Below are 17,435 nucleotides of genomic sequence, written 5' to 3'. Positions count from 1 at the left end.
TCCGATCCCAGTCATTCCGAGGTGCGCCATGAAAAAGATGCTCCCTTTCCTTTTCGCTTTCTGCCTTTCCGTCCTGATGGCCCCTGTCCCGGCCACCGCCCGGGAGGTGACCCTCACCATCCTCTTCACCGGGGACCACCACGGCCAGTTGGACCCGGTCCGGGACCCGAAGGGTTCGGACCTGGTGGGCGGGGTCTCCCGCCGCATGGCCCTCATCGAGAAGATCCGCCAGGAGGTCGGGCCTGCCCACGTGGTGTTGGTCGATTGCGGCGGTTTGATCGATGGGACCCCCTTTTCCGAGCTGAGCCGCGGCGCGGCCGATTGCGAGGCCTACCACCTGATGGGCTATGACGCGGTCTGCCTGGGCGAGAACGACTTCGACTACGGGACCAAAAGTATCGTGGAATATCGCCGCCAGTTCGGCCTGCCCTGGGTGGCGGCCAACGTGAACCGGGGCGGCCAGCCCTTCATGCGGGCCTATATCCTCAAGTCCACCGGGGTGCGGGTGGGGATCATCGGCTTTGCCGACCCGGAGACCCCTTCGAAGGTGGGCCGGGTGGTGACCCAGGGCCTGACCTTCAACTCGCCCGGCCTCGTGGCCAAGGGCCTGCATTCCATTTTCAAAAAGGACGCCGACATCTTCATCGCCTTGACCCGCCAGGGCCTGGACGACGCCAAGAAGTTCGCCAAGGACAACACCTTCCTCCATGTGGTCATCTCGGGGAAGGGGTCCGAGCCCTCGAAGGACCCCATCGTGTCCACCAACCGGGACGGGAGCCTGAAGGGGCCCATCCTTTGCCAGCCTGGTCCCCGCGGCCTCTACCTGGGCCGGTTGGACCTGGTGGTGAACGGCCACCGGGACCTGAAGACCAGGACCTCCGCCTATGACATCACCAGTTACCATTACCAGGTCATCCCCATCACGGCCGACCTTCCCGAGGACCCGAAGATGACCGCCCTCCTTCAGAAATACCACGATCGTCTCAGCGACAAGCCCCTGGACGAGGCCTTGACCAAAGTGACCGGGGATTTGACGGGCCGGAACCAGGGGGATTCGCTGGTGGGGGAAATAGCTGTCGACGCCCTGCGCAACGAAGCCCATACCCAGATCGCCCTGCTGCCCAACCAGACCTTCCGTCCGGTCTTCAAGACCGGCATGCTCACCCGGGAGAATCTCTATGAGATCTGCCCCTCGGAAGGGGAAGTGATCGTCTTGGACGTTCCGGGGCACGTCCTGCGGGACGCCCTGGCGACCTCGCAGGCCCAGAAGGGGCAGGATGGTTTCCTTCAGGTATCGGGCCTGACCGTGGAGGGTCAAGGGAACGATATGAAGGTCGTGGTCGATGGGGAGCCGTTGAACAACAAGCATCGTTACCTGGTGGCTGTGAACGATTTCCTCGCGGGCGGCGGCGCGGGCTATGAATCCTTCCGGGCGATCCACTCCCGCCGCAAGACCACCCTGACCGTCCGGACCCTGCTGGAGGAAGCGCTCAAATCCAAGCCGAGTTGGGGGCAGGCGGACATGGATGTTCGCTGGAAATGACCCCTTCGCTTGACACCCTTTTTGCCACTTCTATAATGCCCGCACTCCAATAGGCTTTTGCCGGAAGGTCGGGTCATGCCCCGCGGTTCCTCGCATTCACGTCCCTTGAAGGTCCTTTTCGTCTCCTCGGAAGCGGTGCCTTTCGTGAAGACCGGTGGCTTGGCCGATGTGGCGGGAGCCCTTCCCCAAGCCCTGGTGAAGCTGGGGTGCGAAGTGGCCCTGGTCCTTCCCAAGTACCGTGCCATCAGCGAAGAACGCTACAAGCTCGACCTGGAGGAACGCCTCATCCCGGTGCCCATGGGCATGGGCGACCTGAGCGCCGACATCCTTTCCACCCGCCTGGGGAACACCCATGGCAAGGTCTATTTCATCCAGAACGACCGTTACTTCGACCGCAGCGGGCTCTATGGCGGCCCCGAAGGCGACTACCAGGACAACGCCGAGCGTTTTGCCTTCTTCTCGCGGGCGGTGCTGGAAATGTGCCGGGCCCTCCGCTTTTCGCCCGATATCATCCACCTCAACGACTGGCAGACCGGCTTGGTGGCCCCTTACCTGAAGCTGCTCTATTCCAAGGACAAATACCTGGGCCGGGCCCGCAGCCTTTTCACCATCCACAACATGGCCTACCAGGGCCTTTTCCCGAAGTATGTCCTGCCCATGACCGGGCTTGGTTGGGAAGAGTTCACCCATGAGAAGATGGAGTTCTACGACCAGATCAACTACCTCAAGGCCGGCCTGGTCTATTCGGACGCCCTTAATACCGTTTCCGAGCGCTATGCCCGGGAGATCCAGACCGACGAGTTCGGCCACGGGCTCCAGGGGGTCTTGGGAGAACGCGCGGCGGACCTGCACGGCATCCTCAACGGGGTCGATTACGGGGAATGGAACCCCGCCACCGACGAGGACATCCCCGCCCAATACACCGCCAAGAACCACGATAAGAAGGAAGAGTCCAAGCACAAGCTGCTGGCCGAAGTGGGTCTCCCCTACCACGGGCAGACGCCGGTGGTGGGCCTGGTCTCCCGGCTGGTGGACCAGAAGGGCCTGGACCTCATCGCGGAGATCATGGACCGTTTCCTGGAACAGGACGCCCAACTGGTCGTGCTGGGCACCGGCGACCCCCGTTACCACGCCCTCTTCGAGGATATGAAACGCCGGCACCCGGACCGGGTGGCGGCGGAGCTCAAGTTCGACAACCGGCTGGCCAAGCTCATCTACGCCGGGAGCGACCTATTCCTCATGCCCTCGCGTTTCGAGCCCTGTGGTTTGGGCCAGATGATCGCCATGAAATATGGCACCATCCCGGTGGTGCGACGCACGGGGGGACTTGCCGATTCGGTCGAGAACCTTTCCCTCGATGGCCTGTCCGGTAACGGCTTCGTCTTCGATGAGTACCGGGGCGACCAACTCTTCTTTGCCCTGCGTCGGGCGCTGGAGGCCTTTCGTCAGCCGAAACTTTGGAAAGAATTGGTCCACCGGGCCATGCGGGCGGACTTTTCCTGGGACGCTTCCGCGGCCAAATACCTTGAGCTTTATAGGAAGATCGCGGCTCCTAAGAGCTGACCCATCGTTTTTTCACCTTCCTTTCCGTAAAATCCGACCATGTCCCACGACCCCTTATCCCAATTCCTCCATCAAGAGGAGTCTGCCCTGCGCGCCCTTTGGGAGAAGTCCCTGACCCAGCTAGCGGCCCAATTGGAGGGGACCCGCGAGAAGAGGGCGGTCTTCGCCGAGATGCGGGGCCTTTTGTGGGACCTGGTGGCCGTCGTCGAGCGCTCCGGATCCCCCGAACAGGCCGTGGACGCCCAGTTCAAGGAGATCCTGGTCCACTTGAAGCGCCTCCAGGAGGAGCACGACCTGGCCTCCACCGAGATCGTGATCCAGCTTTTCCTCATGCGGGATGTCATCCGGGAATCGGTCAAGACCCCAGGCACCTCGGGGCAGGACTTCAGCCAGAAGGTGGATCAGGTCTCCATGCTCCTGAACCGCCTGGGACTGGTCTTCTTCGAGGGGGCCATGCGCCTGCGGGAGGAGGGGGACGGCCAGGACGTGCTGGCCATCGAATACGCCCTGCTCTACGAGCGGGCCCGGCAGATGGCGATCACCGACCGGCTTACCGGCCTTTATAACTTCGGTTATTTCCTGGAACGGTTGAAGGAGGAACGGCTCCGCGCCGACCGCTACCACCGTCTTTTGTCCCTGGTGCTTTTCGATATCGACCACTTCAAGAAATACAACGACACCAGCGGACATCCGGCGGGCAACGAGGTCCTGAAACGCATTGCCACCATCCTCAAGCAGGAGGCCCGGGAAGTGGACATCGTGGCCCGCTATGGGGGTGAAGAGCTGGTGGTGGTCCTGCCCGAAACGGCCCGGAAAAGGGCCCATGATTTCGCCGAGCGGGTCCGCCAGCGGGTGGAGGAGACCCTCTTCGACCATATGCGACACCAGCCCATGGGTAAGCTCACCCTTTCGGCCGGGGTGGCGACCTTCCCGGTGGATGCGGGGACCGAGGATGACCTCATCAAGAAGGCGGACCAGAGCCTTTACCAGGCCAAGAACCATGGACGCAACCGGGTGGTCTCCTTCGACCCGCCGATCAAGATCCCGATCCATTTCTGGCCCTATCGCGGGGTCCAAAAGGTCGCCCTGGTGGGGAACTTCAACAATTGGGACAAGGACGCGGACCTCATGGTGAAGCAAGGGGACGGGAGTTACCTCTTCACCATTTCCCTCAACCCAGGCCTCTACCATTACAAGTTCGTGTTGGATGATGCCGAATGGATCGCCGACCCCAGCAACCCCGAGCGTATCCACGATGGGGTGGGCGGCGACAACAGTATTTTGCGGGTGAACGGGTAAGCCGACAGAAGCAAAGCCTTTCCTAGAAAACCCTCAACATTTGCCCCTGCCTTTGATATTCTTGCGGTTCTTCATTTCCCGCGCTTTTAGGTGAAAAATGGCCGAATACAAGTCCACCCTCAACATCACCCAGACCTCCTTCCCCATGAAGGCCAACCTGCCCCAGACGGAGCCGGAACGGGCGAAGCTTTGGGAACAATGGGGTTTCCACAAGGGCGCCTTCAAACGCCCGGACGCGCCCGCCTATGTCCTTCATGACGGTCCTCCTTTCGCCAATGGCGACATCCACATGGGCCACGCCCTGAACAAGGTCCTCAAGGACATCATCGTGAAGTACAAGGCCCTCCAGGGCTTTGACACGCCCTATGTTCCCGGTTGGGACTGCCACGGGATGCCCATTGAGCATAAGGTCATGGAGAAGCTCGGCTCCAAGGCCAAGAGCATGTCCAAGGTGGAGATCCGCAAGGAATGCCGCCAATACGCCGAAAAGTTCCTGGACCGCCAAAGGGACGAGTTCAAGCGCCTGGGGATCTTCGGCGACTTCGACCATCCTTATATGACCATGGACCCGGCCTATGAGCTTTCCCTGGTCAAGGCCCTGACCCAACTACTTTCCCAAGGTTATGTGGAACGTCGCTTGAGGCCCATTCACTGGTGCCCGGTCTGTCAGACCGCCCTGGCGGAAGCCGAGGTCGAATACGCCGACCATGAATCCTTGTCCGTGACTGTTGCCTTTCCGGCCAAGCAACTGCCAGACGGGGTTTTCCCCAAGACGCCCCGGACGAACCTGTCCTTCCTGATCTGGACGACGACCCCTTGGACCCTCCCCGCCAATCTGGGGATCTCAGTCCATCCTGACTTTGAATATGTGACCGTCCAGAAGGGCGACCAGGTCTATATCCTGGCCAAGGTGCTCTTGTCCCAGGTGGCCGAGGCTTGCGGCTGGAAAGAAGGGGAGTACAAGGTCCTGGAAGAGGTGAAGGGTGAAAAGCTCGACCGGGCCTTGGCCCGCCATCCATTCCTGGACCAGGACTCGCTTGTCATGGTCGGGACCCATGTCACGGCCGATACCGGGACCGGATTGGTCCATACCGCCCCCGGGCATGGCCGGGAAGACTATGAGATCGGTCTCAAATACAACCTGCCGGTCTATTCGCCCGTGAACGAAGCCGGACGCTATGACGCCCGAGTGCCCGAATACCAGGGGCAGAGCGTGTGGGAGGCCAACCCAAAGATCGTCGACCAGTTGAAGGGGTTGGGCCGACTGCTTTCAGTTCAGAAGATCAAACATAGCTACCCCCATTGCTGGCGCTCCAAGAACCCCATCATTTTCCGGGCCACTGCCCAATGGTTCATCGCTTTGGACCACAAGGACCTGCGCAAGAAGTGCCTGGATGCCATCGGGGAGATCGGCAAGACCCAGGGATGGATCCCGGCCTGGGGCCAGGACCGCATCCGGAACATGGTCGAAGGCCGTACCGACTGGTGCATTTCCCGCCAACGTGCTTGGGGTGTCCCTATCGCGGTCCTCTATTGCAAGACCTGTGGTGTGCCGGTGGCCGACGCGAAGGTCTTGGACGCGACCGTCAAGCTGATCGAAAAAGAGGGGATCGACGGCTGGTTCCAACACCAGGCCGCCGACGTCCTGCCTTCCGGGTTCCAATGTTCCTGCGGTTCCGCCGAGTTCGTGAAGGAAGAGGACATCCTGGACGTCTGGTTCGAATCCGGAAGCTCCCACTTCGCGGTCATGGACCAACGGCCCGAATTGAAGGCCTCCATCGCCAAGAAGGACGCCCAGGTCCTCTATTTAGAAGGTGGCGACCAGCACCGGGGTTGGTTTCAACACGCCCTTTGGACCGGGATGGCCCTGAAGGGCAAGGCTCCCTTCACCCAAGTGCTCACCCATGGCTGGGTCCTGGATGCGAACGGCAAGGCCATGCACAAGAGCCTGGGGAACGTCATCGACCCGCAGGACATGATCAAGAAATATGGGGCCGATGTGTTGAGGCTCTGGGTCTCCTCCGAGGACTACACCGAGGACGTCTCCATCAGTGAGGAGATGCTCAATCGTATGTCCGAGGCCTATCGCCGTATCCGTAATACCTTCCGTTTCATCCTGGGGAATTTGTCGGATTTCGACCCCGCGAAAAATAGGGTGAATGAAAAGGATTTTCTTTCGGTTGATCGTTGGGCTTGGACATGGGCTGCAAGTAATTTGGGTGTTCTTAAAAAGGCGTATGACGAATACAGCTTTACTCGTGTATTCCATGTCGTGGATGCATTTTTTTCCGTGACCCTCAGCGCTGGTTATTTCGACATTCTAAAAGATAGGCTCTATACCTTTGCTTCTGATTCAAAAGAGCGTCGTGCAGCTCAAACTGTTTTGTACGACATATTAAAAAGTTATGTGGTTGTAATTGCACCGATACTTTCGTTCACGGCAGAAGAAATCTGGCAATCGCTTCCGGATTCTTTCAAAGGCCAAAATGAAAAAAGCGTGTTTCAGTCTAAATGGCCATCCGCTGAATATAATTCGGACGGTGTGCTTCTGGACGAGTGGGAACAAATATTGGAAGCAAAAAGGGTTGTTTCTAAGTCCCTCGAAGGGCTCCGTCAATCGAAAGTGATCGGCAGTTCTTTGGAGGCGGAGGTGGATCTCTATGTTGATTTTGCCCATGAGAAAACTAGAGCCGCACTTGAAAAGCACAAGGAGAATCTTCGCTATTTCTTTTTGGTTTCGAAAGTTGATTTTAAATCTGGGCAAGCTCCAGAGTCGGCATTTCGCGGAAAAGAAATGGGTAGCGCAATCGATGTCGATCCTCGTAAATCCGATGGTGTTAAGTGCGCCCGTTGCTGGAACTACTATCCGGCCGGGCAGATGGACAAGGAACTCGCCGATCTTTGCCACCGCTGTGCGCCTGTCGTGAAGGTCCACCCGGCCATGGCGGCCCAGGGATGATGGCCCTGGCGGGGGTCTCCCTCTTGGTCCTTTCCTTGGACCAATTGACCAAGTTCATGGTCCTCCGGACGATGGAACTCAACGAGTCCGTGCCGCTCCTGCCCAAATACCTCTACTTCACCTATACCCAGAACCCGGGGTCCGCCTTCGGCTTCATGGCCCAGATGGATGCCCTCGTGCGGATCCCCCTCTTTATTGTCGCCACTTTGGGGGCTACTGCCATCGTCTATATGTATCAGAGGATGCTTCCACATGACCGCTGGGCGACCCGGGTGGCCCTGGGGCTGGTCTGGGGCGGGGCTTTGGGCAACCTGGTGGACCGCGTGCTCTACGGCAAAGTGGTGGATTTCATCGACATGCGTTTCGAGGACTATCAATGGTTCCCCTACATCTTCAACCTGGCGGACGCCTGTATCACCATCGGCCTGGGTTATCTCCTGTACGAGTTCCTTTCCAGTCGGCGGCAGAAAGCCTCCGCATGAGGCTGCGGGACGTTTCCATCGCCGCCCTCCTGGCCGACCAGTTCACCAAATTCCTTGTCCTTCACCACTTAGAGCTGGGCCGTTCCGTGACGGTCATCCCCGGATACCTTTACTTCACCCATATCCAGAACCCCGGCGCGGCCTTTGGCTTCATGGCCAATACTCCCGCCTGGGCCAGGGTCCCTTTTTTTCTTATCATCACCCTGGGGGCGGGGGTCGTGGTCTATGCCTTCCAACGTTTCATCCCGAAGGAGAAGGTGCTCCAACGTTTCGCCCTAGGGCTCATTTGGGGAGGCGCCATGGGCAATTTCGTGGACCGGGTGGTTTACCGGCAGGTCGTGGATTTCATCGACGTGCGCTTCCATCAACACCAGTGGTTCCCGTATATTTTCAATGTCGCTGATTCCTGCATCACCGTCGGGTTGGCCCTGTTGATCCTCACCTATTGGCGGGAACGCCCGCCGCAAAGGAGCCGCTGATGTATCCCGTCCTGGGCTCGATCGGGCCCCTCCACTTCTATTCCTACGGCCTCTGCCTGGCGGTGGCGCTGGGTTTCAGCATCTACCTCTTCGCCCGGGACACCGGGAAATATATCGCCCCCGACCTGGGGCTGACCTTCCACCAGGGTTTCCAGAAGGCCTTCGACCTGGGAGTGGTGGTCATCCTTTCCTCCATCGTGGGCGCCCGAATCTTCTATGTCCTGGAGAACTACACCGAATTCCAGAACGGCCATTGGTTGGACGCGATCAAGGTCTGGGAAGGCGGGCTGGTCTATTACGGCGGCTTTTTCGGCGCGGTGGCCGGGGCCTTGGTCTGGGTGCGCCATGAGAAGTGGCCGGCGGTCCGTTGCCTGGACCTGGTGGCGCCCTACATCCTCCTGGGACAGGCCGTCGGTCGGGTGGGTTGTTTCCTCAACGGTTGCTGTTACGGGAACGTGGCCGAACCCCACAGCGGTTTCCTGGATTGGGGCCATGGATGGATCTTCCCGGGCGCCCCGGACGACCATCCGCACCTGCCGACCCAGCTTTGGGAACTGGCGGGGGACCTGGTCTTGTTCTTCCTCCTGCTCTTGCTGCGTCGTTGGATCATGCGCTTCCCGGGATTGTCCATCGCCCTCTATGGCCTGCTTTACGGCACCCTACGCCTGGTCATCGAGTTCTGGCGGCGCGATTGGAACAAACACTACCTGGTGATCTTCAACTCGGCGTCCCAGGCGGTCAGCGGCATCCTCATCGCCTTGTCCCTGCTGGCCATCGTTTGGATCCTGTTCAAGGCCAATAAGGGCAAAAGCCTCGCCTGAATTCGGTTACAATCCACCCATGGAACCCTCGTCCCTCAGCGCCCAATCCAATAACTGGACCGTCCAGGCCGGCGAAGGAGGCCAAAGGCTCGATGTCTTCCTGGCTTCCCACCTGCCTTCCTTTTCTCGAAACCAAGTGCAGAACCTCATCAAGGAAGGCCACGTAACGCCCCTCTTCGCCGCCAAGCCGCTCAAGGCCAGCCTGCCCGTCACCGAGGGCCAAGCCTTCCGGGTGGTCATCCCCGCTTCCAAACCCTCCGAGATCCCGGCTCAATCCCTGCCACTGGATATCGTGTTCGAGGACGACCATTTGCTGGTGCTCAACAAGCCCGCGGGACTGGTGGTCCATCCCGGGGCGGGGAACCCCGATTCCACCCTGATCAATGCCCTGGTAGCCCATTGCCCCGAGATCGCGGGGGTCGGCGGGGTCCAAAGGCCGGGCCTGGTACACCGCCTGGATAAGGACACCTCAGGGCTCCTGGCGGTCGCCAAGACCGACCTGGCCTACCGATCCCTGGTCAAGCAGATCCGCTACCGGCAGATGTCGCGGGAATATCTGGGTTTGGTCAAAGGCAAGGTCACTGAACCGGGCCTGATCGACGCGGCCATTGGGCGGCACGTCTCGGCCCGCAAGAAGATGGCGGTCCAAGCCGAAGGCGGCAAGTCGGCCAAGACCCATTTTGTCCCTTTGTCCGCCAACGACGAGGCCAGCCTGCTCCACTTGAAGTTGGAGACCGGACGCACCCACCAGATCCGGGTGCACCTCCAGTTCATCCATCATCCCATCCTGGGGGACGTCGTCTATGGCTCCTCCCATGGGGGTTTTGGGCGCCAGATGCTCCATGCCTTCCGGCTGAGTTTCCAGCATCCGAAGACGGGGAAGGCCCTGTCCTTTTTCGCCCCTCCGCCGGAGGACCTCACGGCAGCGGTCCAAGCCTTGGGGCTCGCGGCCCCCGTCTGGAAGGATGTGGTTTGGAAAGGATAAAGGGCGACGCGCGCTATAACCTGAAGAACCTGCTCTTCTTGACGGCGGTTTTGAAGGTTTTGGTCCTGCTGGTGATCGCGGCGGGGGCCTTCCTGTTCCCCTTCAACAGCGCCAATTACTACGCCAATTTCACCTATCCCTTTCAAGCGCCTCCCGACCTTTGGACCCACTACAAGACCTGGGACGGCCAGATCTATCTTTACCTGTCCCAGGAAGGCTACCGCCCTGGGCACATGGCCAATGCTTTTTATCCCTTATTCCCCTTTTTGATCAAGATCATGGGTCGCCTTTTGGGCGGGAATGACCTTCTGGCGGCGTTGCTGATTTCTCATCTTTTGACCTTCGGGGCGATGGCTTATCTTTTCCTCATTTTCCGGGAGACGCTTGATGCACGGGAGGCTTTCCTGGCCTGCCTTTTCATCCTCACCTTCCCGACCGCGTTCTTCATGGGGCTCATCTATACGGAATCCCTGTTCCTTTGCCTGATCGGTGGACTTTGGTTCCATGCACGCCGGGGGGATTGGAAGCCGGCCCTGTTCTTCGCCTTCCTGCTTCCCTTGACACGGCCCACGGGGATACTGTTGATACCCCCCTTGATGGTGCTCCTTTGGGAGCGGGGACGGGCGGGCGGGCGACGGGCCGCGTCTTTTTCCTTGGGTGGCATCCTCCTGGGATTCTTGACCTACCTGGGGCTCATGCGTTATTGGACAGGGGATCCTTTTGCGTCCTTTGCGGCCCAAAAATATTTCGTGGGGAATTTCTCGGTGGGCCACTTCTTCCAACCCTGGGGGGTCTTCCTGCACGGTTTCTTCAACCTGGGAGAGGGGAACATAGGCTTGGAGTGCGCGTTATTGAACCGGGTCCTGTTCCTCGGGTTACTAACGGTCCTAGTCGCGGGATGGCGTTCCATGGGAAGGGCCGAATGGGTCTACCTGGCGGTCATGGTGCTGGTCCCCGCCCTCAGCGGCAACCTGATCCCCTATTCCCGCTACGCGCTGGTCCTTTTCCCGTTCTTCGCGTTCCTGGCCCGGCGTTGGAGCGGGCGGGAGGGGATCTTTTTGGCGGCCAGTACGGTGCTGCAGGTGATCCTGGCCTTGGAATATTCCCTCGATTATTACATCTCGTAAGGGCCGGCTACGCGGGCCTCTTTTTTCCAGCCTCGTCCCAAAGCCGGATGAAACCGTCCCACAGGCTCTTTCGCAGGCTCAAACGATAGACCGAATTCCCGGGCAATTCCTTCATCAGGCGCCTATGCGCTTCCTGCAGGTGGTGGTAGGGCATGCCCGGAAAGAGGTGGTGCACCGCATGGAAGCGCAGGCCTACCGGGCCCCAGATGGGCGAGACGAGGTCGTTACCGGGGATGGTCACCGAGTCCAGGAACTGTTCCGAGAATTCCAACACGTGGTCGGCGGGGTTGCGGTAGCAATGGGTGGCCGCCACGGTGCGGACCCCGTTCAGGACCAGGATGAGGGCCGCCACCAGGTACCAGAGGATGAAGATCTTCCAAGGCAGGAAGCCCTTCCAGAGGGCCGCCAGGAAGGCCGCGATGAAGAGGAAGGTCGCGAATTCCTGCAGCCGCCACCATTTGCCGTCCCGTTCCGCGGGTGCGGGCCTTTTCCACTCGGGGTCGATGGAAAGGGAGGAGAGGTATTCCCATAAAAGTTTCCGCAAGGGAGGGATGACGTAGGAAAGGGGGGTCAAGAGGAAGCGCAAGGCGAAGACCGCGGGCACAACGAGCATGATGAGGAAAAAGCTCACGATGCGCCAGCGCCCCAGTAGCACGAAAGGCAGGTATTCACCGTCCTCCCGGGTGCCATAGAGCTTCTGCTTGTGATGGTCGATATGGACCCCCATATAGGTGAAGGAAGGGACCAGGAAAGGGAACCCGCAGATCAGGTTCCAGACCGCGCGAAAGACCCCGAAAGTGTCCTTCTTCAAGTGGGTCAGTTCGTGGATGAAGATGACGGCCCGATAGAGGGTCACGACGCTGACCGCCACCGCCAGCAGTTGAAGGGTCGAAAGGTCCGGCAGGACGCAGGCGGCATAGAAGGCCGCCCAACCGATGCCGGCGTTCAGCAGCAGATCGGTCCAGTAGATGAAGTGGCTGGGCTCGAAGAGGTCCTCGACGATCTTCTTGGCCTCGGCCATGGGGAATGGTTGGTTTTCCATGGTGTCCTTTTCGGGTTTGTGGCGGCAGCGAGTTTATCCCAAAGGGTCCGCCTTTGGAAGCGGAGCCGGCTCAGGGCAATTGGCCCAGCATCCGCAGGGCTTCGGCGTTCCCTGGGTCCAGTTGGAGCACCTTCTCCAGGCAAGCCCGGCCCGTTCCCCATTGTTTCAAGTGCAGGCAGGTGATACCCAGGTTGTAGAAGATCTCCTCGAAGCCCCCGCCGGCGATCCTGAGTTGGCGCGCGAAAAGCGCCTGGGAGGCCGGATACTCCCCCAAACTGAGGGCGAAGAGACCCTCGCTCCCGAGCCCGATCGGGTATTCCTTGCGGGCGAAGGGGCCCGACGGAATGGTCGAACGCACCTGTTCCGATAGTTCCGCTTCGGGAATGGGCGCCAATCTCCTGGCCGAAAGCCAAAGGGACATATCCAGCCGGGGGACCTGGGGGGCGTAATCTTTGCGGAGATAAATAGCGGAATTCTCGTCGAAATAGACCAGTCGCCAGTCGGGCATGGCCATCAGTTGTTGGACCCAGGGCCGGGCCGTGTTGTATTCCATCACCAGGAGGTCCGGCCGGACCTTTTCCAGGAAGGGTTCCAAGCCCCCGGAACGGAAGCTCTGGAGGTAATCCGCGAAGCGGTCGCGGGAAGGGACTTCCAGCCTTCCGTCGATGAAGGGTTGGCCCGCCCCTTCCCAGGAAAGCCATCCGCCCCAGTCCAGTGAATTGAGCATCTCCCCGTTCAACTTTTCCTTCTTCAGGAAATTCGCGGCGGCTAAAGGCAGCCGTTCGGGATCAAGGCCGATCCCGAAACGGTCCAACCTGCGGTCCTTCACGTAAAAGGCATCGGTCATTACACGAAAGCCGAGGAAGAGGGTGATCAACACCGCGACCCAAGGGGCCCCATGGTGACGGACCCAATGACCGACCGGTCGGGGTTCCAGGTCCCGGTAGATCCGGGCCAAAAGGGGAATGGCGACCCAGGTGAAGAGGGGGATGTTCCGTACCGAGGTCCAGCCGAGGAAAAGGAAGGGAATAAGAAGTAGGAACTCGGTCGCGGTCCTGCGTGACCAGGTCCAAAGGAAGCCGGCCAGGCAGGCCAGGGACAGGACCAGGAACAACCAGACATGCAGTTGGGAGTCATAGTGGAGGTTCTGGGTGGCCAGGACCTTAAGGGGTGGAAGGAATTCCGAGATGGAACCCTGGTAAAGAGGGTCCTGGAACCTTTGCCAAAGGGTGAGAGGGAAAAGCAGGCCCTTCCAACCGTTGGGGTTCAGGAAAGAGAGCAGGAAGCCCAGGCCCAGGACCTTTCCCAGTATGGGGTCCCATTTTTTTTGGTCCAACCGTCCGCCGATCCAGAAGAGAGCTTGGATAAGGAAGCCCAGGATGAAAAGCCCTTCGGTCCAGGTCCAGAGCCACTGGGTAAGGGCCAAGCTCCAGGCCCACCGGCGGTCCTGCCGGGGGTTTCCCAGGACCCAAAGGTTCCAGCTGAGGAACAACCAACTCGCGACCTCGGGGCGGGGAATGAAACGGCGTTCGGTCATGAGCAGGGCAAGGAGGAAGAGGAGCCAACGGATCCCGGAGGGGGCTTGGGTGGCCCGGAGACGTGAACCCAGGAGCCCAAAGATCCCCAAGAGCAGGAGGGTCAAGACAATGGAGACCAGCGGGAAACCGCCCCATTGGTGGAACAAGAAAAGAAGGACCTGGAAGAGGGAATGGGGGTCCAAGTAATCCCCACCCATTTGGGTCCAAAGGTCCTGGTGGGGGATTTGGCGGTTCCGCCAGATCCACTCCCCGATCGTGAGGTGGAAACCAAGGTCGTAGGAGCCGATCTTCTTGAGCGAAAGCAGGACCAACAGAACGCCGGTGCCTACCCAAGTGAGGGTCCAGGGCTGAAGTACAGTGGCTTTGAGGCGGGTGGGTGGTTGAATGGGCATATTTTCTGCATATACATTAAGGCAAAGGTGGTTGAGGGGTTAAAAACTCTTATTTTTTCAGGTCCTCGAGGATCAGATTTTTTTAGGCCAAGAAATAAGGCTTTTTTGGAAAAAAAGTGAACTTTTTTGATCGAGTTTCTATGCCTTTAATTTTGGGGTAGAAATGGCTTTTTAACCGAAAAAGCCCAAAAATTAACTGGTTTAACATGTAAACTCTGTTATATTTTTAGCATCGAACCTACGCCTGGCCCTCTGCCAAGGGTCCTTTTCCGAACAAAAATACTTAATAAATAAAATAAATACCTGTTTTAACGTCAAGAATTCGAGGGGATAGGTCCATTTAGTCCTCTCGAAACGATTCGAGATGGTAATGAAGAACTTACAGACGGATCAAAAATCGATCGATCCTCATTCCCGATCCCTAAGCAGGATACGAGTTGTTGTTCTTTTGTCCTCTTTCTTCCTGGCTTCGCTTCCATCCGTTCTTCAAGCCCAATGCTTAGGACTGGGGCCTTATTCACCACCGGTCACTTCGGGTTGTCCCCCGGTGGGTTCAGGTTATCCCAATCTTCAGAACATGACCCACTTCATCAACTGGACGGCCACGGGCGCGAACTACGCCGCCAACACCAGCAACTCGAATCTGGTGACCATTGGCGGGATCCCGGCGGGCGCGAGCATTTACCGGGTCTATCTCTGGACCGTGAAGGAAACGTCCAGCTATGGCGCCTGCACCAACACCACCACCTTCAATGGTTCGCCCATCACGGGGACCATCACCGGGCAAGGGGATTTCAACCACTCCTGGGTCCATCCGGTCTACGGAACCACGGGCTCGAGCTGCTGGAGCGATTTTTACTGCTCCACCCGTTATGACGTGACCTCCCTGGTCTCGTCGCCGGGGAACGGGGTCTATACCATCGGGGCCGGCTTCATCGCTTCTTCCCTCGTTGTGATGTACGTCGATCCCAGCGACAACAACCTCACCACCGTGGCGTTGGCCGATGGGCTCTATGTCTGGCATGTGGCCGAGGGGACCTATGAATACGGGTTCCCGCCCCAGAAGACCAACATCGACTGGACCTGCGAGGGGAACCCGGTCTGCAGCACCCCGGACACCCGTTTCACCCGTATCGGCGGATCCAAGGACCTGGAGTCCCACCTGGACCAGTTCACGGACCAGATCGTGAATTATTCCAGCAGCGTTTCTTCCCCCGTGGTGCAATGGCAGAGCGCCCCCGGAGTGCTCACCTCCCCGGGACCTTCGCCTTGGGCCGATATCGACACCTACTATGGGATCTCCGCTTTCACGCCGGGAACGACCAAGTTCAGCTATGACCTGGGGAACGCGCTGCAAACCAGCAAGACCACCCACTGGGTGAACGTCCTGGCCTTCAAGACTTCCTGCCCGCCGACCCCTGTTACCCCGACATTCTCCAAAAGCGCCGACCGGGCCTCGCAGGCCCCCGGCGGGCCCATCACCTACACCCTGACCTACTCCAACCCGTCCTCCAAGGGCGTCACCGACACGCACAATGACAACGACGGAAGCCTTCCCCCGGTGGGTTGGATGCAGGTGATGGGGAACCAGCGTTGGAGCGAGACGAGCGGCGGTTATGTGTCGCCCATCGTCGGCGGGACGGTCCCTTCGGTCATCGTGAACGGGTCCTCCTACGGCAACAACGGGCTCCTGCAGGTGCGCCTCTCCCAGGCCCAGTGGCAGACCGCGGATGGCATCGCCTTCCGGTGGAACGGCTCCAACGGCTACACCTTGCGGGTCTTTAACGGTGGGTCCGGAGGCGACCAATTGCAGTTCTATCGTGACAATACCCTGGTCCAGAGTTTCACCCTCTCTGGGGATCCGATCCCCAACAGCATCAATTCCTTTTCCTGGGTCCAGGTCGCCATGACCAACTGCAATTTCACCATCGCCTATGACTCGGGATCGGGTTATGTGACTGTGGGGACGGTGACGGATTGCACCTATGCCAACGGCTATTCGGGTTATTACCAGACCGACTACAACGCCAACATGTACTACGACGAATACCGCTGGAGCGCCTGCAACACACTCACCAACGTCTCCATCACCGATACCCTCAGTACCAATGTCACCTACGTCGGGGCTTCGCCGGCGCCTTCGAGTGGCCCGAACCCCTTGGTCTGGAACCTGGGCTCGGTGTCCTGTGCCACGACCCAGACGATCAAGTTTTGGGTGAACGTGAACGCCTCACCCTCGACCTGCGTCATTCCCAACCAGGCGACCTTTTATTCGACCGAGTATGGGGTCGAGAACTCGGCGGTGATCAATGTGAACGTGACCGGTGGGTGCAATACCCCTACTCCCACCCCCACCGCTACGGCCACCCGGACGAACACGACTACCTCCACCGCGACCTCTTCGGCCACCTCCACCAGTACCTCGACTTATACCACGACTTCGACAGCCACTTCCACGGCCACCCGGACCAACACCACGACATCGACCGCGACCTCCACTAGTACTTCGACGAACACCACCACTTCCACCGCGACCCAGACCCCCACCGCCACGGCGACCAAGACCAACACGGCCACCTCCAGCGCCACTTCCACCAGCACCTCCACCAGCACTTTCACCCATACCACCACCTCGACCGCGACCGCCACCAGTACTTCGACCTATACCACCACTTCGACGGCTACTTCGACCAGTACTTCGACGAATACCACCACGTCCACGGCCACTTCCACGGTGACCAGCACGAACACCACGACCTCGACCGCGACGGCGACCCGGACCCATACTCCCACGGATACCTGGACCCCGATCTTTACCTTTACCCCGACCAGTACTCCCACGAATACCAACAGCGCCACTTCGACCGCCACTTCCACCGCGACCTCGACAGCCACGAATACCCATACGGTCACTTCGACTGCGACGAATACCGCCACCAGTACCGCGACGAACACAAGGACGGCTACGCCAACATCGACGAATACGGCGACATCCACGGCAACCCGGACGCCCACCGCGACCCCCACCGATACCTACGTGAACACTCCCACGAACACCGCGACAGCCACGGCGACCCGCACGCCCACGAACACCCACACCGTCACCAACACGCCCACCCCAACGGCCAGCGATACGCCCACCCGTACGCCCACGGACACCTGGACCCCTGTGTTCACCTACACCCCCACCAACACCCCGACCAAC

General features: G+C 59.4%; 12 protein-coding genes. 10 read left to right on the top strand and 2 right to left on the bottom strand.

The window, feature by feature from the left end:
• Positions 1-28: 28 nt before the first annotated feature.
• The 9 genes from VHE12_12105 to VHE12_12065 all read left to right on the top strand — a co-directional run bounded on the left by VHE12_12105 (position 29) and on the right by VHE12_12065 (position 11,258).
• Positions 29-1,543, top strand: coding sequence for a bifunctional UDP-sugar hydrolase/5'-nucleotidase (locus tag VHE12_12105; protein HVZ81522.1), 1,515 nt, complete (start codon positions 29-31; stop codon positions 1,541-1,543).
• Between the two features lie 75 nt (positions 1,544-1,618).
• Entirely contained in the window at positions 1,619-3,106 is a 1,488-nt protein-coding gene (gene glgA / locus VHE12_12100) for a glycogen synthase GlgA (protein HVZ81521.1), read from the top strand.
• 39 nt (positions 3,107-3,145) lie between these two features.
• Positions 3,146-4,405 (top strand): diguanylate cyclase, encoded by a 1,260-nt coding sequence (locus tag VHE12_12095; protein HVZ81520.1) that lies wholly within the window; start codon positions 3,146-3,148, stop codon positions 4,403-4,405.
• A 97-nt stretch (positions 4,406-4,502) separates the two neighbouring features.
• Entirely contained in the window at positions 4,503-7,364 is a 2,862-nt protein-coding gene (gene ileS / locus VHE12_12090; GenBank protein HVZ81519.1) for an isoleucine--tRNA ligase, read from the top strand.
• The gene (gene lspA / locus VHE12_12085) at positions 7,361-7,846 is read left to right on the top strand and encodes a signal peptidase II (GenBank protein ID HVZ81518.1); all 486 of its coding nucleotides are present in this window, start codon (positions 7,361-7,363) and stop codon (positions 7,844-7,846) included. Before ileS ends, lspA (VHE12_12085) begins: the two co-directional genes overlap by 4 nt.
• Entirely contained in the window at positions 7,843-8,325 is a 483-nt protein-coding gene (gene lspA, locus VHE12_12080; protein HVZ81517.1) for a signal peptidase II, read from the top strand. Before lspA (VHE12_12085) ends, lspA (VHE12_12080) begins: the two co-directional genes overlap by 4 nt.
• Positions 8,325-9,146, top strand: coding sequence for a prolipoprotein diacylglyceryl transferase (lgt, locus tag VHE12_12075; GenBank protein HVZ81516.1), 822 nt, complete (start codon positions 8,325-8,327; stop codon positions 9,144-9,146). The genes lspA (VHE12_12080) and lgt overlap by 1 nt, the downstream gene beginning before the upstream one ends.
• Before the next feature lie 19 nt (positions 9,147-9,165).
• On the top strand, positions 9,166-10,131 hold the full coding sequence (locus VHE12_12070) for an RluA family pseudouridine synthase (protein HVZ81515.1): 966 nt from the start codon (positions 9,166-9,168) through the stop codon (positions 10,129-10,131).
• On the top strand, positions 10,119-11,258 hold the full coding sequence (locus tag VHE12_12065; protein HVZ81514.1) for a glycosyltransferase family 39 protein: 1,140 nt from the start codon (positions 10,119-10,121) through the stop codon (positions 11,256-11,258). The genes VHE12_12070 and VHE12_12065 overlap by 13 nt, the downstream gene beginning before the upstream one ends.
• A 7-nt stretch (positions 11,259-11,265) precedes the next feature.
• Here VHE12_12065 and VHE12_12060 read toward each other — a convergent pair whose 3' ends face one another.
• Both VHE12_12060 and VHE12_12055 read right to left on the bottom strand, forming a co-directional pair.
• Entirely contained in the window at positions 11,266-12,300 is a 1,035-nt protein-coding gene (locus VHE12_12060) for a fatty acid desaturase (GenBank protein HVZ81513.1), read from the bottom strand.
• A gap of 70 nt (positions 12,301-12,370) precedes the next feature.
• The gene (locus VHE12_12055) at positions 12,371-14,230 is read right to left on the bottom strand and encodes a tetratricopeptide repeat protein (protein HVZ81512.1); all 1,860 of its coding nucleotides are present in this window, start codon (positions 14,228-14,230) and stop codon (positions 12,371-12,373) included.
• Between the two features lie 577 nt (positions 14,231-14,807).
• Here VHE12_12055 and VHE12_12050 point away from each other — a divergent pair.
• On the top strand, positions 14,808-17,435 hold a 2,628-nt coding region (locus VHE12_12050), incomplete at its 3' end, for a hypothetical protein (GenBank protein ID HVZ81511.1).

The sequence above is a fragment of the bacterium genome (assembly GCA_035549195.1).
Lineage (GTDB): Bacteria > Oederibacteriota > Muellerivitia > Muellerivitales > Muellerivitaceae > DASZRK01.
Note: the sequence above shows the minus strand (reverse complement) of the source record. Positions and strands in the feature narration are given on the sequence as shown.